The organism is Shewanella sp. MBTL60-112-B2 (genome assembly GCF_019655055.1).
In the GTDB taxonomy this organism is placed as follows: Bacteria; Pseudomonadota; Gammaproteobacteria; order Enterobacterales; family Shewanellaceae; genus Shewanella.
The window spans coordinates 103,474-123,860 of record NZ_BPFA01000011.1; the positions used below are offsets into that span (position 1 = coordinate 103,474).

Below are 20,387 nucleotides of genomic sequence, written 5' to 3' on the forward strand. Positions count from 1 at the left end.
TTTAAAGCATCGACTATGCGACAATCCACGCCATGAAAATCTACGTCCACTTACATAAAGCCCCTATTCGCGTTATCCGTATCGGTAAGCGTCGATTCTGGCTGCGCCTAAAGCGCGACATGTTGGTGTTAAAAGATGCGCTTTCTCAAGAGAAACAGGAGACTAAAGATATGTTAGTCACCTACAAGCGCTACACACGTAGACAAGCTTCGAACGAAGAGCTTACTCAAGCTAATAAGCAGTTTGCAGATCTCCTAAAAGGTCTTGGGTTAGGCATGTTTGCCGTATTACCCTTTGCCCCAGTCACCATACCTGTGGTGGTCAAACTTGGTAAAATTGTCGGCGTCGATGTTTTACCTAGCTCGTTTAATAACATGTCTGAACGTAAAGCGAATATGAGGCGTGTCGCTAGCCAAACAAGGCTACAATCTAGCTCTGAACAAACAAAATAATTCCTGGTCCGCTTTTATTTAGCAACCTATGCTTAACAAGTCGCCTAAATATAAGTAAGATTCAAGTCTAGCGCTAAATTTCCGTCGTCACCTTTCTCCTAAGAGTATTGCCTGATACTCTACCCCTAAGCAATTTAATAACAAAAATGAGTCCTTACATGAGCAACCTTATTATCTCTGGTGCTTCTGGCATCCCTTTATCTATTTTCAATAGCGGATCATTCAACAACTGGCGTGAGCAGCAAGCTCCGCGTATTCAAAACTGGCTTAATAGCACCCAATTCAAAGGCAAAGGCGCAAGTTTAATTCCAAGCGCCGAGGGTGACTTAGAGCAAGTGATTTTTGTCAGCGACAGCGAGGATTCATACTGGCTGTGTGGCGACTTAGTTAATCAACTGCCGGCAGGTCAATATGAACTTCAAGGCGATGAACAGCTAATAAGAACGGCTGCATTTAGCTGGGGGCTAGGAGCATATCAGTTCGACCGTTATAAAAAGAGCCAAAAACAGTTCCCTGTGTTAGTCGTGCCCACTCAGGCTCAGGCCGATGAAGCCAATAAGTTTATTCGCTCAGTATCTTTGGTGCGAGATCTAGTCAACACCCCAGCTGCCGATATGATGCCGCAACATTTAGGGGACATCATGCTGGCTATGGCAGAGGAATTTGGTGCATGCATAAGTCAAATAGTAGGCGATGAACTGCTTGAGCAAAACTACCCAACGATTCATATGGTTGGCCGCGCCAGTGAAAATCTGCCACGGTTAATCGATCTTACTTGGGGCGATGAATCCGCGCCAAAACTGACCTTAGTCGGCAAAGGAGTCTGTTTTGATTCTGGCGGGCTCGATATCAAACCGGTTTCAGGCATGCGCTTAATGAAGAAAGACATGGGCGGCGCAGCCCATGTTATCGGTCTAGCTCAGCTCATCATGGCGCATAACTTACCAGTACGATTACGCGTGCTAGTACCTGCGGTTGAAAACGCAGTATCGGCGAACGCCTTTAGACCCGGTGATGTGATCACCACTCGTAAAGGCATTACCGTAGAAATAGACAATACCGATGCCGAAGGTCGTTTAGTCTTGTGTGACGCATTAGCTGAAGCCAACAACGACAAACCTGAACTGATTATCGACTTTGCCACCCTTACAGGCGCTATGCGTATTGCATTAGGTACAGAGTTGCCCGGCTTTTTCAGTAATGACGAAGAAGTAGCAGCAGGCTTTACTGCATCAGGCCTAAAGGTTGATGACCCTGTGTGGCGTATGCCTCTGCATAAGCCTTATATGGCGCTGACTGGCAGCGATATTGCCGATATTGCCAACTGCGCAACCACACCGTTCGGCGGCGCAATTACCGCAGCACTTTATTTAGAAGAATTTGTCGATAAAGATATTAGCTGGAGCCATTTTGACGTTATGGCCTACAATGTGCGTAAATTACCAGGGCGCCCAGTGGGCGGTGAAGCATTTGGTATCCGTGCAGTATTTGATTATCTGCAAAATCGTTTTACTGCAATTTAGCGATTGCCGACAAATCAACATAAAGACCCGTGGATTACGGGTCTTTTCTTTTAAAACAGATTTAAAAATAGCTAAACTCTCGCTGAGCAATCAAACCTTTATACTAATTGGTATTAACAGACTGCCAACAAATAAACTGGCTATTGAAATGATGCTATTTAAGATCATTTTCCAGACCACGAAAAGCTTAAAAAGTTCCCTTCAAAATATCACCTAGTTCACAATATTAATCAATCGATGCTATGTCACTACTATGATTGCGTATTCAGTCACAATATCCTACCCAAATATAGATATTATTTAGCCCGTAAATCCAATGTCGGATTATAAACGAGAATAAAAAGTGAAAAAGTTAAAGTTATCTATTTTAATTGGAGCGCTACTTGGCGCCCCTACGGTTGTAATGGCAGATGAATTCAAACCTTCAGTGGATATTGGCGGCGCAGTTAAAGTTAAATACTTTATTGATGATGCTAATGAGTCTTCAAAATCAAATGGCGGCACCTTCGCATTTGACGCATTAGAACTTGATATTGATAGCGAGATTAGTGAAAACTGGTCTGCAAGTGCTAAGTATGTTTTCAAAAACTCTTCAAGCAACCATTTCATCAAGTACGCCTATGCAGCTTACGATGGTGTTGAAGATTGGCAGTTCCAGGGTGGTGTTGTTGGTAAGCCATTTGGTAACAAGAGCTTTATCTCTCACAACTGGTGGGAAAGTATCAACTACTACATGGGCTTTGAAGATGACTACGATCTAGGTCTAAAAGCTATCTACAACAGCGGCGCTTGGACATCTGAAATCGCCTTCTTCAAGAACAGTGAATACGGCGCATCTGATAAGCGCGGTTACGCGGCTGACGCTTATACTGGGACCGTAAATGGTACTGAGTATAACAATGAAGAAACCAACACATTTAACATTCGTCAGTCTTACGTTCTAGACTTTGACGAGTTAACAGTACAACTAGGTGCATCATTAGAGTACGGTCAGCTATATGACACAGTTCATGATGACAACGGTACTTCTACTGCTTATGCGTTAAGCTTAGATGCACAGTACAGTGGTTATCAGTTACAACTACAGATGGTTGACTACGACTACGATCAGTACGATAGCAAGAGCAATGGCCTATACGCGATGAAAATGGCAGAAGGCGCTTATGAAGTAGCCGCTAAAGGTCAAATCTTCGCTGCTAACATCGCTAAGTCTATCGGTTATGACTGGGGTACTGTGACTCTGTACAACGACTACAGCCACTTAACTCCTGATACTGATGTGAATGCTAAACTGAATGACTCAGTTATTAACACTACAGGTATGAGCATTGCGGTTTCTGATTTCTACATCTTCGTAGACCACATCTACGGCAAGAACGCTGTATGGATCGGTGGCCAACAAGGTCTAGGAATCGAACATGAAAATGACGATTTCCACTCACTATTTAACGTTAGTGTTAGCTACTACTTCTAATATTAATGACTAGTATTGATAACTAGTATAGATGACTAGTATTGATAACTTGGCGACTTGCTAATTTGAGTCGCTGTCACATAGGGTTAATAACGGTTTCTAACCCAGTTAACCCTGTGTGAACTCCCCCCCTAGCCTCTCGGCCTTTTTACCATCTAGCGACTCATCTTTTACCAGTTACCAATCCCTTTGACTAACACCAGTTACTAACACCAATGACTAACTCCTGTCACTAACGCCTGTAAATAATACTTATAACTAATACCTATAACGGCTGCCAGTAACTATTTCCTACAGCCTATTTTAGTCATTCACTGAATAAGACAAATCGAGTGTAAACTATCTAATTATTAAGCAATGAGATAATTTACAGGTTAAGGTAAAGTAAGCTGTCATAGCTCTTTTCAAGCTTACAGTTCTAAGGTGGTAATATGATTAGCTGTAACCAATATGACTATATCGAAATCGTCTGCTTATACCATTATCCAGTAAAAATCCGCTTAAAAGACGCTACTATCTTAAATGGCGTAGCGATAGATACTGTTAGGGATGAGCTTAAGCAAGAGTGCATTAAGCTTGGTAAAGCTAAAGACGAAGGCGCTGCGGCAGAACAACTGGTTATTCTCGATGATATCGCCAGCCTTGAGGTGTGTATCGACAACCCACACTTACACTATATTGAGTTTAATCCCTAACAACCGTTCCTTAATGGCATAGTCAAAGCGGTATTCAACCTCGACACTAAATTTACCTTTAACTTCAAACTACTGTGCTTTATTGTGTTGCCTTGTTAATCGCTTACGGCGAGTCTCAATCCATTTTTCCACTCACTTATAACTAGCAGGATGCTCATTATGAAACTCGCATTACTTCCTCTATTAGCCACGTTTGCCTTTTCTCACAATGCCTTTGCCGAGCAAGCCTCTGCTGAAAGTGTAAAACACCTGATGAATAAGACTGGCGCAGGAGAACTTGGTGTACAAGCAATGAATCAAATGCTCCCCGCGCTGAAAAACCTGATCCCCGATGCCCCTGAAGCCTTTTGGACCGACTATTTGTCGGAGTTTAATCCTGAAGACTTAGTTGAAATGACTGTGCCTATTTACCAGAAATACCTAACAGAAGAGGAAGTTCAAGCGCTAAATGACTTCTATGATACTCCTGCGGGTAAAAAGCTTATCAAGGTACAGCCTCTTATCATGCAGGAGTCGATGATGGCTGGCCAGCAATGGGGACAAGCCGTAGCGCAAGATGTAATGACTAAATATCAAATACAGAAACAATAGGTAAGCTAGCTAGAACAAAGGGCTAAAGCTGCCTAAATAACTGCAAATAAATTAATAAAATAAATTAACAAAAAGAGCAGCTAAGCTGCTCTTTTTGTTATGTCACACCCATAAGTCGCCTGACCATTTAAATGACAATCGATGCCACATTATAGGCTAATAAAAATACCTGCCAGAGCGGCACTCATTAAGTTTGCCAAAGTTGCGGCTAATACCGCTTTTAAGCCCAAGTTAGCCACTTCGCTACGACGCTCTGGTGCCATCACCCCGATACTACCTAACTGAATTGCAATCGAGCCAATGTTAGCAAAACCACATAAAGCGAAGGTAATGATCACTTGAGAATGCATTGATAATTGTTCTTTAACTTCGGTGAAATCCATAAAGGCTACAAACTCGTTAAGGATTAGCTTTTGGCCGATAAAGCTACCCGCCTGCATCATCTCACTAACTGGCACACCAATTAAAAACGCCACAGGTGCAAAAATGTAACCCAGCAAGCTTTGCATGGTCACACCTTCAAGATTAAACCAGGTGCCCACTTGCTCAAGACCTGCGTTAAACATGGCTATAACACTGATAAAGGCTAATAGCATGGTACCGATAGCCACTGCCACACGCATACCATTCATCGCACCAGAGGCTAGTGCATCAATCACGTTACCGTGTTCACTCTGACTCATATCAACACTTTGCTGCGACTGTGGAGAGGTTGTTTCCGGCACCAATAGTTTTGCCATCATCAAGCTACCAGGCGCCGCCATAAAGCTTGCCGCAATCAGGTATTTAAGCTCAACGCCCAACCCCGCATAGCCACCTAAAACGCTGCCAGCCACCGATGCCATACCGCCCGTCATCACCGCAAATAACTCTGAACGTGTCATCTTAGGTAAGAAAGGTTTAACCAGCAGCGGCGATTCACCTTGGCTTAAAAAGATATTACCTGTGGTCACCAGTGATTCAGCACGGCTTATACCAAGGACTTTCTGCAAGCCTCCGCCAATAATTTTAATCACCCACTGCATGATACCGAAGTAATACAGCATAGAGATTAAGGCGCTGATAAAGATAACCAGAGGAAGCACTCGAATAGCGAATACAAAGCTATTAGTGGCAAGGTCGCCAAATAAAAAGTTAATCCCTTCATCGGCAAAACTTAAGACAGAGGCAACTCCCTGACTCACTGAGCCTAGAATGTTTTGCCCCATAGGCACATACAAGACTAAGGCTGCTAGCGAAGCTTGCAAGGCAAATGCGCCTAGCACTGTTCGCCATTTAATCGCATGGCGATTTTCAGAGAAAACCCAACCACAGAGAACGAGAAAAGAAATTCCAACTAAACTGATCAACAACTGCATAATTTATCTCAATTTTTATATATAAAGAGTTATTACCGAACAGTATAAGAAAGTGATCTACTCAGAGTTTTTTTGGCCAACTAATTCAAGGCGAATGACTAACGGAATGTTTGTTTCCTTGTGAAGTCATTCAACGCTGAAGTAGGCAGCAAAAACACTCCTAAAAGGCGATTACATCTTTATACAGATTGGTATAGCAGGCGGTCGCAAATGTATAGATTATGGGGAATGCTTAAATGAAAGCGACATTTGACGTCGACTAACGAGCTAGGAATATTCCAGCCATTTAGCGTCGAGCGATTTGAGTGTCCGGCCATTGATACAAGAATGAAGCACCTAAAAACTTACAAAAGTTTCGCCGGTCCAACTCCGTGGGTTGATCACATATCCATGTAGCGGCTTGTATTAACGTGGCAATGAACTAAGCGTTCTAGCCGGAACGGAATTATACAAATGCTAGCTTACATTAAAAGATGTTAATCTAATAAAATTACAGAATGTGCTGCCAAAGCGATCTACCAACCACAGGTATGAGATCGCGATCACGTAAGTTAGTAACAGCTAAACATTTAAAGCTTATTTCGGCAGCTCTGCATTGTTGTTATGGTTTATAGGGTTTGTGTAAGCAAAGGGACATTATTATCCCAAAACAAATGCCTTGAGTGATCATGGCTGTACCACCATAGCTAAAAAAGGGTAATGGACTGCCCATTACCGGTAGTAATCCGCTCACCATCCCCATATTAATAAACGCATATAAGAAAAAACTTAGCGCAAACGCAGCGCTTACTAGGCGATTGAATGACGATTTACATTGGTACGCTAACCAAATGACTCGCCCTGTAATAAACAAGTACAGCCCGACTAAGAGTAAGCAGCCTATAAAGCCCCATTGCTCTGCATAAGTTGAAAAAATAAAGTCTGTATGACTCTCCGGAATAAAGCCAAGTTGCCCCTGTGTAGCATTTGACCAACCTTTGCCATGCATCCCACCTGAACCTATTGCAATCAATGATTGAATAATCTGGTAACCCGAACCTAAAGGATCTGATTCTGGATCCAGAAATTGAGTGACTCGTTTTTTCTGGTAGGCCTCCATAACAAACACCCACAAAACGGGGATAGTAATCGCGACACCGCCGAGAAATGAACCGATAATTTTCCAGCTCATACCTGCAAAATACAAAACAAATAGTGCATAAATAACTGTAAATATAGCCCCATCTAAATCGGGCTGAATAAATATCAATCCAGCTGGAAACGCAGTAACCAGCAAACAGATAAGGATCTTTTTAATATCTGGACGGCCACCTTCAACAACTAGAATCCAAGCAACCATCAAAGGAATAGCCACCTTGACTAACTCTGAAGGCTGGAATCGAATCGGACCAATAGCCAACCATCGTTGAGAACCATTAGTGCTATCACCAACCAAAATGACGCCAAGCAGAAGAATTACCGCCGATGCGTATAGATATGGAGTTGCTAGTTTATAACTTAGCGGTGGGACAACAGACATAACAACAATGGCGCCGATGGCAATAAAGGCTCGAAACAGATGACGCTCTAGTATTGACTCACTAAAACCACTGGCACTCCACACTGTGAGTGAACCTAGTAAAATCAACAACGAAATAGCCAGTAATAAAGGGAAGTCAACTCGGGGGGTATATTTAAACATCTCTATCTTCATTCAACATAAAACAGCAAATATCACCCAAAGAGATAAACAAAGTGGTGATCAGAATTCCGGGGAGTATAAACCGTTTTTAATTATAAAAATCTTCTTGTTAAGTTAATTTTTGTCCATATTTCACCGCACTGAACAGTTAAGCGGCGGCTCAATCTTACTAATGATTTTTAAAGAGGATTATTTAATCTATAACATTCGACGAGTAATGCCGCTAACTTGATGCAAAGCTGATACTTTAAGCTCTCGACAGTTAAAAGGCCCTCAGCCACGACGCTTAAGCAGTCCTACTAAATCACTGACTGCCATGGATTGGTGGAAATGCCAACAAAATGTAGGGAACATTTGTGGCCCTGATTTAGAAGCTTGCACCGCACTATCAGCAAACCTCACGTATCACTTAAGTTACTAAGCTATGTTTAAGTGAACTTATAAGTCGTAAATCCATAACGTCGTTGAAAATACTTCAGGCAGAGCCTAATGGATGATAACCATCTACTGAAGTAGGTGGTTTAGGGCTAAAAATAAAAAAGGACTAGCTGGTGCTAATCCTTTTTTATTTTACTGTTGACCAATTTAAAAGCCGGCTATTTCAGCATAGTCTGTTTATGCCCTACCCATTTAACGACTTCGCAATGAACTACTCGTAGTCAGAGGCGTATGTTTCTTCATAAGTATGAGAGTACAGTTCAAACAAGTTACCAAATGGGTCTTCTAAATAAACCATTTTGGCTTGCTTGCTATCGTCCTCTGGGTGATATCGCATGATATCCATACGTACCTTACCGCCAAACTCTTCAGTACGCTTAATTGCACCAGCAAAGTCATCTGTCTGTAGTGAAAAGTGGAAAATACCAATACGTGAAAAATCGACTTCATGTCGTTCTTGGCGATCAACCATCTCAAACAATTCAACGCCAATGCCATCTGTCGTCACTAAGTGAGCAATATTAAAGCCTTTAAAGCCTTCACCGAACACGGCAATACACATTCTACCAATCGCAGTCTCACGCTCTTCAACCACTTTGGTGTTATCCATCACCAGCTTTAAGCCCAGAGCTTTGGTATAAAACTCAACGGCTTTATCCATATCACCGACCATAATACCTACATGACTCATCTTCATAATTTTGCTCCACACTTATCTGTGTAATGGGTTACTCGTTTCGATGGAGAGATTATAGGTAGCGCAGATGAAAACTTAAAATTATCATTACTTATGAAAATGATAATATTTATTTATAGTGGAGTGCAGTAGTTGGTTTTATGCTTGTTGATTAATAAGCGTTAGTACTTGTTACTATTAAGACTGTTAATTCAATTTTGGACAAAAGTTTTTCACCACTGAGGACACGAAGATCGCGAAGAAGAGCAACAGAGAAAAGCAACAGCGAGGTCAGTAAAGCTCTAACCTTTCCCTCCGTGAACTTAGTGAAAGCGAAGCGCTCCGTGGTGAGATTAGCTCTTTGTAAAGACACAAAAAAGCCCGATTGCTCGGGCTTTTATTTTTTAGGTTTACTTACCAAGGTTAATTAACCTTCAATACCTTTGCTCGCTAGGAACTCATCGTATGTGCCTTTGAAATCATTCACGCCATTTGGTGTGATTTCAAGGATACGGTTCGCTAGTGACGATACGAATGCACGGTCATGACTGACGAACAACAATGTACCTTCGTACATTTCAAGTGCGTTGTTTAATGACTCGATTGATTCCATATCCATGTGGTTGGTTGGTTCATCAAGTAATAGGATGTTTGGCTTTTGCATAATAAGCTTACCAAACAACATACGACCCTTTTCACCACCAGATAGCACTTTAACTGACTTCTTGATGTCGTCAGAACCAAACAGCATACGGCCTAAGTAACCACGAACTGATTGGTCGTCATCTTCTGGTTTGCGCCACTGGCTCATCCACTCAAACAATGTCATGTCGTTAGCAAAGTCTGACTCGTGATCCTGTGCGTAGTAACCAATCGCTGAGTTTTCAGACCATTGAATCGTACCGCTGTCTTGTGGAATATCGTGTACTAAAGTACGTAGCAGTGTTGTTTTACCCACACCGTTATCACCCAAGATCGCGATACGCTCGCCTACTTCAGCGATAATGTTAAGATCTTTAAACAGGTTATGCTCGAAACCTTTAGACAAGTCTTCAACCACCAAGGCATTACGGAACAATTTCTTCTCTTGTTCGAAACGAATGAATGGGTTAACACGACTAGATGCTTTGATTTCGTCAAGTTTGATCTTATCGATTAACTTAGCGCGTGATGTTGCTTGCTTAGCTTTAGAAGCGTTAGCAGAGAAACGTGCAACGAAGCCTTGAAGCTCAGCAATTTGTGCCTTCTTCTTAGCGTTGTCAGACATCAAACGCTCACGTGACTGCTGTGCAGCCATCATGTATTCATCATAGTTACCTGGGAATACGCGGATATCACCGTAATCCAAGTCAGCCATATGAGTACAAACAGAGTTCAAGAAATATCTATCGTGCGAGATGATAATCATGGTGCTGTTACGTTGGTTTAGCATTTCTTGTAACCAACGAATGGTGTCGATGTCCAAGTTGTTGGTTGGTTCGTCAAGAAGCAGTACGTCTGGATCTGAGAACAATGCTTGAGCCAAAAGAACACGTAGCTTAAAGCCTGGCGCGATTTCGCTCATCAGACCGAAATGCTGCTCAACACCAATACCTACGCCCATTAACAGTTCGCCCGCGCGAGATTCTGCGGTATAACCGTCCATCTCAGCGAATTCCATCTCAAGATCAGCAACCTTGATACCATCTTCTTCAGACATTTCTGGTAACGAGTAGATACGGTCACGTTCTTGCTTCACTTTCCAAAGTTCAGCGTGGCCCATGATTACGGTATCAACTACGTTGAACTCTTCGTAACCAAATTGGTTCTGGCTCAATTTACCTAAACGTTCGTTCACGTCTAATGAAACGTTACCGCCAGTTGGCTCTAAATCACCAGCAAGGATTTTCATGAAGGTTGATTTACCACAACCGTTGGCACCGATCAGACCGTATCTGTTTCCGCCGCCAAACTTAATTGAGATGTTTTCAAACAGTGGCTTAGCGCCAAACTGCATGGTGATATTAGCTGTAGTAATCAAAGTGACAATTCCGCTTTTGGTTATATGATTAACGTCATCATAGATAAAACAAAAACCAGTAAATCGATACCAAGTTCTACTCAGTACCAACCTACTGGCCGAAGGTTGACGCCATCGGGCATCAAGCCTGTAAAATTAAGCGCGATACTATAGCATTTTAGCCTAATTTATCAACTGTCAAAGGGGCGTTCAGATGACATTTTAGTTAATTTGACTATAAACACTCGCCTGTAAAATACAGAACAGCATACTTAGCTAAAATTTCTCGCCCGATTAACAGTCAATTGAACAAAAGGGTTACAGTTTAACCCTGCGTAATCGATTGGCATTTGTCACCACGGTTAACGAAGACAGCGCCATTGCAGCCCCTGCCACCACAGGACTTAATAACATTCCGGTAAATGGGAACAATAACCCTGCCGCGACCGGGATCCCTAGGCTGTTATAAATAAACGCACCAAATAGGTTTTGCTTAATATTGGTCATACTGGCCTTAGCTAACGACAGGCTATCATTTATCACCATTAAGCGTGATGACAATAAGGTAAAATCTGCACTTTCAATAGCAATTTCAGTGCCGGCTCCTATAGCAAATCCAACATCGGCGCTCACGAGTGCTGGCGCATCATTAATGCCATCTCCCACCATCGCCACGACCTCACCCGCTTGCTGTAACTCAAGCACTTTAGCTTGCTTTTGCTCAGGCAACACATTGGCAAACACAGTTTCAATCCCCACTTTTTGCGCTACTGCATTAGCTGTAATCTGGTTATCACCAGTGAGCATAATCACTTTCAAGCCTTTCGCCTTCATGGCGCTAATGGCTTCTGTAGCATCGGTTTTTATTGGATCTGCAATCGCCAGTATCGCAACAAACTGCTTATCTACTGCGACAAATATTGGCGTTTTTGCTTGGCTTGCAAGCTCTGCACTTAGCTGCTCGCAATCTGTCGGTTCAGCAATGTGCAATTGTTGCATTAAACTTAAATTACCCACGCTGTATTGCTGACCATTCACTTGCCCAGTTATGCCCATGCCTTGATGATTAGTAAACTGCTCTGGTTCAACTAGCTGCAAACCGTCATTTTTAGCTTTGGCAATAATCGCGCTAGCAAGTGGATGTTCTGAGTGCTGCTCTAGAGAAGCTACATTTTTCAGTAACTCGTTTTTAAGTAATTCATTCTTAGCCGACTCATTGTTTAACATGAGTATATCGGTTAGCTCTGGCGCGCCTTGGGTCACGGTGCCGGTTTTATCCAGCACTACAGTAGTGACTTTACTGGCAGTTTGTAGCGCTTCGCCATTACGAACTAACACGCCCATCTGCGCTGCGCGGCCAACCGACACCATAATCGACATAGGCGTCGCTAAACCAAGCGCACAAGGGCATGCAATAATAAGGACACTGGTCAGTACTACTAAGGCATGAGAAAGCGCTGGCTGTGGGCCAAGGCTATACCAGATAAGTGCACTAATAATCGCAATAACGACCACAGCAGGAACAAAATAGGCTGAAATTTTATCGGTTAAACGGCCTATCGGCATCTTAGAAGTCTGAGCCTGTTGAACTAACTCTATGATCTTCGACAACTTAGTATCTTTAGCCGATGCTGTAACGCTATAGATAAGCGATCCATTACCATTGACCGTACCAGCACTAATGCTATCACCCACGACCTTATGGACAGGAATGGGCTCACCGGTCAACATCGACTCATTGATTAAAGTCTCCCCAGTTAAAACCTCACCATCGAGTGCGACCCTATCACCAGGTCTGAGTCGTAATCTGTCGCCCACTTGCAACAGGTTGATCTTAACCTCTTCATCACCATCGTCAGTCAGCCGTATCGCTGTCGTTACCTGTAAACCCAGAAGGCGCTGCACCGCTTCACTGGTCTTGCCTCGAGCGCGCAGCTCTAATGCGTGACCAAGGTTAATTAAACCTAAAATCATCACACTGGCCTCGAAATACACATGCCGCGTATCGGCTGGAAACCACTCGGGGGCAATCACCACCATCATTGAATAGATCCACGCCGCACTGGTACCTAACGCGATAAGGGTGTCCATGTTGGCGCTTTTAGCCTTAATGGCGCGCCACATGCCCTGATAGAAGTGCCGGCCGGTAAATAGCATCACCAAAAAAGTGATTACACCCACTCCCCCCCAAGCCTGTTGCTGCTGAACATTGCTCACCATCATTTCGCCACCGAGCAAGCCCCAAAGCATTAAAGGCACACCCAGACCCAAGCCAATTGAAGCCTGTATTAACCTAAGTCGATACTCTTTACGCTCATCGATGCCTTTTTGCTCTGCGGCTGTGCGTGCATCGATGATGGCTTCACTGTCATAGCCTACACTTGCGATTATCTGTATGGCATCTTCGGCTGAGATAGCTCCCGACACCTGTACCAGTTTATCGGCCAGATTCACCCTTGCGGCAATATCACCTTGGCCATTACGGCTGGCATTTGCAAAGGCTGTTTCAATCTTGGCTACGCAACTTGCGCAGCTCATCTTAGGTACATATAAACTTATGTTAGCCATCAGAACACTTCCTAATTTGTTTCTTTATAGAATGAAGCGTAATGTCTCCCATAAGGGGAGAGTCAAACATCTATGAAGATTAATTTTAGGAGATAAGATGAAAATAGGGGAAGTTGCAAAATTAACTGGGTTATCGGTCAAGAGTATCCGTTATTACCACGATATTGGACTGGTGCTTGGCCAACGAGGCGACAACGGTTACCGTGAGTACAACCAAGACTCGATTGAAGCGCTGCAATTTATTCAACATTGCCGTGCATTAGGCTTTGCCTTGGAAGATTGTAAGGCGCTGCTCGAACTCCAAAATAACCACAGTCGCAATGCTGCTGATGTGAAAGCCGTTGCGACTCACCACCTGCAAGATATTGAAAACCGAATAAGCCAACTGGGTATATTAAGAGATCAATTAGCCCAGCTCATTCACGACTGCCAAGGTGGTGAACAGCCTAACTGCGCCATACTCACAGGCTTAAAACAACCCTGTTCTGCTAAGTGAAAAAGCTAGCGACGGCGTAGGTTATCGATATTTTCGATGGCCAAAGCTGGAATGCTGCCCGCTGGAGTAAAACCAAAGATCTGACCATAGAAAGAGAGCTCGGCCTCTAAAGCCTGCTTCTTACTCTCAGGTGGTACTCGGTTAGCTGCATCGTCATTGAACTCTAGGTACACCACCGGAATGCCTTTACTCTTTACTGCCTCATACATAATCAATGATTGCTTGGCCGGTATAAGAGAGTCATTCACTCCCTGAATAAGTAATAACGGCTCATTCACCCCTTTAAGGTTATACATGGCAGAGCGCTGCTTATAATTATCTAAATCACCCAGTAAGCGCAATAAGTAACGCGATTCAAACTTATGTGCAGTGCGCTTAAACTCCTCCATATCACTGATCCCTGAGTAACTCACGCCCGCACCAAAAGTGCTGTAATAGGCTACAGCCGATAATGCGGTAAAACCACCAGCACGATTGCCACGTATGGCGAGTTTACGTCCATCGACATCACCACGATTTACCAAGAAACCTGCGGCTCGAACGGCATCCTCTACATCTGACTTCCCCCAATTGCCATATAAGCTATTACGGTAGTCTCGTCCAAAACCGGTACTGCCACGATAGTTGACATCAAAAACGGCAAAACCTCGGCTAGTCCAATACTGGATATCCCGCCTAAAGGCGCGGCTTGCCTTAGCAGTTGGCCCTTGATGCAACATCATCACTAGCGGCGGCTCGTGGTTTTGAGGCCCAGCAAAGTTAGGGTTTTTGGGGTGGTATAGGTAACCATGAGCGGACTGGCCACCACCGGTTTTGAAACTCAAACTCTCAGCCCTTGAGATAAAGTTGGGATCCATTACTGGTAGTTCTGGGGAATAAACTAGCTGCGCCGAGCGTCCCTGGATTTTGTAGATCCCCTTCTCTGGCGTCTCTTTTTCACCAACAAACAACACTTCATTGCCATTTTGGGTCACATAGGCGATTTCGGCAAAGTTAGCAGCTATGGTCTCAACGGCGCCACTAACGGTGTCTATGCGGATCAACTCGGCTTTACCGTCATGATTATAACTAGCCACGAGTCTATGCTCATTTTCAAAAGCGTAGCTATGCTTACCCACTTGCCAGTCGGCAACAGCAAATTCAGCTTGTTTCTCTAGCACAATTTCAGGCTCAAGTGCTTCATTTAGGCGGTAGATATTCCACCAATTATTAAAGTCGGCTACAAAGTAGAGCTGACCTGTGGGACTAAATAAGGGCTGTGTGATAGAGCCTTGTTGTTCGGTCTTTATCTGCCTTGGGTTTTGAATCGCACCTTTAGCGTCAAGATCGGCAATCCATAGTTGAGTCTCATCCCAGGGCATATTCGGATGTTGCCACGACACCCAAGCCAATTGAGTCTGGTCAGGAGAAAGCGTAGGAGCAGAGTAAAAATCGGCGCCTGAAATTAATGTTTCGCCCTCATCGGCATAACTTAAATTAATACCAACCAAGCTATTAACAGGCTCGCCTTTAACACGATGATCTTCACGGATACAGATCAGTCGTGATCCCTTAGGGTTAGAGATACACCCAGCATGGCGAGTGCCATTGGGAGTCAGTGGAAATGGCGCTTGATTAGGAGCAATGCGATATAAAATTTGGTCGGCAAATTTAGTAGCAAACAGGCTATTACCAATAGCAGCAAAAGGCGCGCCGCCGTATTCGTGCACTCGGCTGCGGATATCGAAGTTTGATGAAACTTGCTTAGTCACAGAGCCATCGGCCTCTATGCGATAGACAGCTTTCTTTCCGCCATTGTTCGCGTTAGATTGAACAAAATAAATGCCTTGGGATGTGGCGCGGACATCGCTAATATCGTCGGCAAGATCGTACACATCTTCTGGAGTAACAGGCGAGGCCCAGCTACCATATTGGGCAATGCTGACCCCTTCAATTGCAGATTGAGCCATAACGGCTTCGTTCCGTTTAGGATCACTATCACAACCTGTTAGCGTAAACAGACCCGCAAAGGCCAATAATGCTGTTTTAAGTGCTCTCATTTTATACCTAAAATTTGTGTCCCTAAAAACCATCTTAATTTTATCGGTAAAAATCGATTACCAATACAGGTAGATACAGATAGCTAAATTTGCAGCTGGTTACTTTCGAGTCCACTTGCGAACAAACCATCTAATCACCCCCAACTGCTTGCGCTGGTTTAAGCCAAAAAAGATACAAACCCAAGGCGACAGTAGGATATACCAAGGAATAGCCGCCGTACTTTTGCCAGTAAAAAGCAGATAGAAAAATCCCAAATAGATCACCAGAAGACCGACGCAACCTACAACTAACATCAACCACTTTGTCGCTCTTTCTAGCTTATCCATTCGGCTGCCATGCTCCTTTTGTTATTTCATTATTATGACCCATAGCTAAGTGATTGTTCAAATACCATATTCATTGCATAAAAAAACGGGCCTGGGCCCGTTTTTATCTTTTACATTAAACTGAGGTTACAGACGAATACCGCCGTCAATTTCAAATACTCGGCCGTTTACCCAGCCGTTATATCGTCATTTTCAATAATGAAACCTACTGTAGATGCAATCTCTTCAACTTGGCCTAAACGTCCTCATTGATTGACACCATTTTCTGCATTCGCTGTAGATTTACAGACGAATACCGCCGTCAATTTCAAATACACGGCCGTTTACATAATCATTTTCAATAATGAAACGTACTGTAGAAGCAATCTCTTCAGCTTGACCTAAACGTCCAACTGGAACCATTTTCTCTAAGCGTTCTAACGCTTCAGGCTTCATGGCTGCAGTCATCTCAGTTTCAATCACACCCGGTGCTACCGCAGCACTACGAATATTGTAACGAGCAAGCTCTTTAGCCCAACCCACGCTCATTGCCGCAACGCCTGCTTTTGATGCTGCGTAATTTGTTTGACCTACGTTACCCGCCTTAGCAAGGCTAGAGATGTTGATAATCACGCCTTCTTGCCCAGTCTCAATCATCGCTGCCGCTGCTTCACGGCCACATAGAAATGATCCAGTTAGGTTGACGTTAATCACCGACTGGAATTGGTCAAACGACATACGCTCAAATACTTGGCCTTCTTTGGCTTTAAGCAGTAAACCATCGCGTAAAATGCCGGCGTTATTAACCAACACATTTACTTGACCAAAGTCTTCTTTAATAAATTGGAACGTGGCAAACACATCTTCCTCATCGGTGATATCTACGGCGTAACCTTGAACTTCTGTGGTTGCCCCTATGTTTGCACAGGCTTTTTCCAACTTCTCTTGGTCAACGTCGATAAGTGCTAACTTAGCGCCTGCAGCCGCTAAATTCTCCGCCATCGCGTAACCTAGTCCGCCTGCACCACCAGTAATAACAACAACCTTATCTTTTAAATCCATTGGAACACCTTTTATTTTTTTATCTGTTTTGAATGAGCAAACTGCTCAAAAATACTCGAAAAATCGCGCTTACCGTTACCTTGCTTAGCATGGTTTACATACAGGCTACGCGCTAATGCGCCCATGGGCGTACTTGAATTTGATAACAGCGCCGCCTCTTGCGAAAGCCCTAAATCTTTCACCATCAAGTCAACCATAAAGCCGCCTTGATAATCGTTTGATGACGGCACTGACTCCATCACATCTGGACACGGATTATATTTATCTAATGTCCAATTGCCACCACTACTGACTTTCATAATATTGGAAAGCACTTTTGGATCTAGGCCATGATCTATCCCCATTTGCAGAGACTCAGATGTGGCAACCATTAATACCGACAGCAGCATATTATTACATATTTTAGCGACTTGCCCAGCACCTGGGCCACCAGCATGGAAGATATTCGCCCCCATGGCATTAAGTGCACTTTGTGCCTGTTCAAAAGCCTTATCACTGCCGCCACAAATAAAGGTTAATGTACCAGCTGCCGCTCCTGCAGTGCCGCCCGATACTGGCGCATCAATAAATTCTAAGCCTTTATCGGCTGCATGCTTTGCGACAAACCGCGCACTGTCGGCGTCAATCGTTGAGCAATCAATTAGCAAGGTGCCCGGTGCAACCACATCAATTAAGCCTTTGCTGGTTTCATCAGTGACATACAGGTCGCGCACATGCTTACCGGCAGGCAACATAGTCACCACAATGTCAGCCCCAGCCGCCGCGCCGCAAGCACTTGTTGCTGTAAGCGCGCCTAGCTCGGCCAGTGACTGCATTGCCGCAGGCACTAAATCAAATACTTTTACGGTAAAACCCGCTTTAATCAGGTTGACCGCCATCGGTCCGCCCATGTTTCCTAAACCAATAAATGCAACTGTACTCATGCTTCACTCCGGTTCTCGTTGGTGAGTGTTTGAACCCTATTCAGTTCTATAATCGCGGCCAATACCACTCACCGCAGCTTTTACTTTGGTGGTGAGCTTAAAAGCTCACCAGATAATCATTTAATGCAAATCCTTAAGTGGATGTACATCATCAGCCCAAGGCGATTGCATTAGCGATTGCGCAAAGCCTTCAGGAATGGACGCGACATCGCCAAATTGCCACTGAGGGTTGCGGTCTTTGTCGATAAGTAAGGCTCGCACGCCCTCGCTAAAGTCCGCTTTAGCGCAGCAGTTAACGCTTAGCCCCAGCTCTAACTTAAAGCACTCAGCTAAGCTCAGATCGCGGCTCAGCACTTCACTTAATCGTGATTGTAAATGTACCAAGTTCAAGCTAATTGGGCTGCCCGCGAGCATGCTCTTAACCGCTCTCGATAACCAAGGGTTGCCCTCTAACGTGCTCACATCAATTTGACTCACCTTAGTTAAGATTTCATCGATTGAGCCTGCCATCAGCTCATCGATCAATAACTGGTTTTGCTTAAGTACACTGTTAGCGATTGGCGCTTTATATGCCGCGCTCATAGCGCTTAGCGCATCATCCAACAACTGATGATTGAAAGCTGCGTTATCACCCCATGACAATGTCGCCAACTTATCCAGCAGCGCCGCCTTGTCATCACTATTTAAGTAGTGATTGCCAATTCCCACATATAAGGCATCGCTGCCATTCATGTTATAGGCAGTCATACCTAAAAATAGCCCGCTTTTACCCGGCATACGATTTAAGAAATAACTGCCGCCCACATCAGGATATAAACCGATAGTCACTTCAGGCATGGCGATACGCGAGCGCTCAGTGACTATCCGGTGGCTGGCACCAATCATTAGGCCTAAACCGCCGCCCATAACAATGCCATCGCCCCAGACCATAACGGGTTTACCGAAGGTATGTAGTAAATAATCTAACTGGTACTCTTGCTTAAAAAACTCGGTCGCAGCTTCGGTGATCTCACCCGGCGTTGTAATTGATGCCTGATAAATCGCGCGTACATCACCACCGGCACAAAAGGCTTTTTCACCTGCGCCATCGAGTATAATAGCGGCAATATTGCTATCACTTTGCCAAACAGTTAACTGCTCAGTTAATGCCTGCACCATATTAAGGTTTAGAGCATTAAGGGCTTTTTCAATATTCAGTGTCGCGACGCCAACTTGCATCCCTGAATCTGTGGTTAACGTGCTAAACAACACTTGTTCACTGCTTGTTTGCATATTTAGCTCACTCATTAGCCGTTCTTCCAATTCGCTTTGCGTTTGTTCAAAAAGGCATTAACCCCTTCGGCTTGATCTTCTGTATCAAACAGCTCAACAAACAATTGGCGCTCTAATGGCAACGCATCGGCTCTTGGCATGGTGCGACCAGCCTGCACTAATGTTTTACAAGCTTTAATGCTGCTTGGGCTTTGATTTGCTACTTTTTCGGCCAATGCCATTGCAGTATTAAAGGCATTGCCTTTTACAACAACTTCTTCAACTAGGCCTATCTTCTCAGCTTTTTCTGCGGTGATGCGCTCGCCGCATAAAATCATACGTTTCGCCCAGCCCTCGCCCACCAACGCAGTTAAGTTTTGCGTGCCGCCAGCACAAGGCAGCAAGCCCACAGTGGCTTCAGGCAATGCTAGCTGCGCCTGCTCCTCGCAAATGCGTAAATCACACGCAAGTGCTACTTCGAGACCGCCGCCCATGGCGTAACCATTGATTGCGGCAATCGACACGCCGCGAAAGGCACTTAATGCTTCAAAGGCTTCACCAAAATAACGCGCCATATCGGCTGCATTTTGCTTATCGCCATCGGCAAAGAGTTTGAGATCCGCGCCAGCAGAGAAGAACTTATCGCCCTCGCCGGTGATCACCAAAGCGTAAACATCTTTATTTTCATTCAGTGCTAATACTTTATGTTTTAGCTCTTGTAAGCTGTCGGCCGTCCAGGTATTGGCTGGCGGATTGTTCATGCTGATCACTGCGGTGTGGCCAACAATTTGTTCTTTCAATAGGCTGTTGTCTGTTGCTAACGTCATGAAAACTCCTTTTACTAAACTGAAATCA

17 protein-coding genes and 1 pseudogene are annotated in these 20,387 nt (G+C 44.1%); 6 read left to right on the plus strand and 12 right to left on the minus strand.

The genetic code is table 11. The features are described 5' to 3' along the window. Positions 1 to 32 precede the first annotated feature (32 nt). The 5 genes from K5Q73_RS09280 (at position 33) to K5Q73_RS09300 (ending at position 4,735) form a co-directional block, all read left to right on the plus strand. Entirely contained in the window at positions 33 to 452 is a 420-nt protein-coding gene (locus K5Q73_RS09280) for a hypothetical protein (protein WP_220760326.1), read from the plus strand. A 158-nt stretch (positions 453 to 610) separates the two neighbouring features. Continuing rightward, on the plus strand, positions 611 to 1,975 hold the full coding sequence (locus tag K5Q73_RS09285; protein WP_220760324.1) for a M17 family metallopeptidase: 1,365 nt from the start codon (positions 611 to 613) through the stop codon (positions 1,973 to 1,975). A gap of 343 nt (positions 1,976 to 2,318) precedes the next feature. Beyond that, positions 2,319 to 3,449, plus strand: coding sequence for a hypothetical protein (locus K5Q73_RS09290; RefSeq protein WP_259650730.1), 1,131 nt, complete (start codon positions 2,319 to 2,321; stop codon positions 3,447 to 3,449). A 431-nt stretch (positions 3,450 to 3,880) separates the two neighbouring features. Further along, the gene (locus K5Q73_RS09295) at positions 3,881 to 4,144 is read left to right on the plus strand and encodes a Rho-binding antiterminator (protein WP_220760322.1); all 264 of its coding nucleotides are present in this window, start codon (positions 3,881 to 3,883) and stop codon (positions 4,142 to 4,144) included. 159 nt (positions 4,145 to 4,303) lie between these two features. Continuing rightward, the gene (locus tag K5Q73_RS09300) at positions 4,304 to 4,735 is read left to right on the plus strand and encodes a DUF2059 domain-containing protein (protein ID WP_220760320.1); all 432 of its coding nucleotides are present in this window, start codon (positions 4,304 to 4,306) and stop codon (positions 4,733 to 4,735) included. A 149-nt stretch (positions 4,736 to 4,884) separates the two neighbouring features. On the opposite strand, the gene K5Q73_RS09305 is transcribed toward K5Q73_RS09300, so the two are convergent. The 5 genes from K5Q73_RS09305 to K5Q73_RS09325 all read right to left on the minus strand — a co-directional run bounded on the left by K5Q73_RS09305 (position 4,885) and on the right by K5Q73_RS09325 (position 13,455). Next, positions 4,885 to 6,093, minus strand: coding sequence for a NupC/NupG family nucleoside CNT transporter (locus K5Q73_RS09305; RefSeq protein WP_220760318.1), 1,209 nt, complete (start codon positions 6,091 to 6,093; stop codon positions 4,885 to 4,887). Positions 6,094 to 6,694: 601 nt separating this feature from the next. Further along, positions 6,695 to 7,774 (minus strand): rod shape-determining protein RodA, encoded by a 1,080-nt coding sequence (gene rodA, locus K5Q73_RS09310; protein ID WP_259650729.1) that lies wholly within the window; start codon positions 7,772 to 7,774, stop codon positions 6,695 to 6,697. Positions 7,775 to 8,423: 649 nt separating this feature from the next. Then, positions 8,424 to 8,909 carry a VOC family protein gene (locus tag K5Q73_RS09315; protein WP_220760314.1) on the minus strand — a complete coding sequence of 162 codons (486 nt, stop codon included), beginning with the start codon at positions 8,907 to 8,909 and terminating at the stop codon, positions 8,424 to 8,426. 406 nt (positions 8,910 to 9,315) lie between these two features. Continuing rightward, positions 9,316 to 10,908, minus strand: a complete 1,593-nt coding sequence (locus K5Q73_RS09320; RefSeq protein ID WP_220760312.1) for an ABC-F family ATPase — start codon at positions 10,906 to 10,908, stop codon at positions 9,316 to 9,318. Positions 10,909 to 11,205: 297 nt separating this feature from the next. Continuing rightward, the gene (locus tag K5Q73_RS09325; protein ID WP_220760310.1) at positions 11,206 to 13,455 is read right to left on the minus strand and encodes a heavy metal translocating P-type ATPase; all 2,250 of its coding nucleotides are present in this window, start codon (positions 13,453 to 13,455) and stop codon (positions 11,206 to 11,208) included. A 97-nt stretch (positions 13,456 to 13,552) separates the two neighbouring features. Here K5Q73_RS09325 and cueR point away from each other — a divergent pair, with 97 nt between their 5' ends. Further along, positions 13,553 to 13,951 (plus strand): Cu(I)-responsive transcriptional regulator, encoded by a 399-nt coding sequence (gene cueR, locus K5Q73_RS09330; protein WP_220760308.1) that lies wholly within the window; start codon positions 13,553 to 13,555, stop codon positions 13,949 to 13,951. Between the two features lie 5 nt (positions 13,952 to 13,956). Here the strand turns inward: cueR and K5Q73_RS09335 are convergent, their stop codons facing one another. From K5Q73_RS09335 to K5Q73_RS09365, 7 genes and pseudogenes are all read right to left on the minus strand, one after another. Beyond that, entirely contained in the window at positions 13,957 to 15,990 is a 2,034-nt protein-coding gene (locus K5Q73_RS09335) for a prolyl oligopeptidase family serine peptidase (protein ID WP_220760306.1), read from the minus strand. Positions 15,991 to 16,089: 99 nt separating this feature from the next. Then, positions 16,090 to 16,317 (minus strand): hypothetical protein, encoded by a 228-nt coding sequence (locus K5Q73_RS09340; RefSeq protein ID WP_220760304.1) that lies wholly within the window; start codon positions 16,315 to 16,317, stop codon positions 16,090 to 16,092. 126 nt (positions 16,318 to 16,443) lie between these two features. After that, positions 16,444 to 16,544: pseudogene (locus tag K5Q73_RS09345) on the minus strand (short-chain dehydrogenase); the annotation flags it as partial. 55 nt (positions 16,545 to 16,599) lie between these two features. After that, positions 16,600 to 17,358: an SDR family oxidoreductase gene (locus K5Q73_RS09350; RefSeq protein ID WP_220760302.1), complete on the minus strand. Its 759-nt coding sequence runs from the start codon at positions 17,356 to 17,358 to the stop codon at positions 16,600 to 16,602. A gap of 11 nt (positions 17,359 to 17,369) precedes the next feature. Next, positions 17,370 to 18,281: a 3-hydroxyisobutyrate dehydrogenase gene (gene mmsB / locus K5Q73_RS09355; protein WP_220760300.1), complete on the minus strand. Its 912-nt coding sequence runs from the start codon at positions 18,279 to 18,281 to the stop codon at positions 17,370 to 17,372. 120 nt (positions 18,282 to 18,401) lie between these two features. After that, positions 18,402 to 19,568 carry an enoyl-CoA hydratase/isomerase family protein gene (locus tag K5Q73_RS09360; protein WP_220760298.1) on the minus strand — a complete coding sequence of 389 codons (1,167 nt, stop codon included), beginning with the start codon at positions 19,566 to 19,568 and terminating at the stop codon, positions 18,402 to 18,404. After that, complete coding sequence (locus tag K5Q73_RS09365; RefSeq protein WP_220760296.1) at positions 19,568 to 20,359, minus strand: enoyl-CoA hydratase; 792 nt, start codon at positions 20,357 to 20,359, stop codon at positions 19,568 to 19,570. Before K5Q73_RS09365 ends, K5Q73_RS09360 begins: the two co-directional genes overlap by 1 nt. Positions 20,360 to 20,387: the final 28 nt, after the last annotated feature.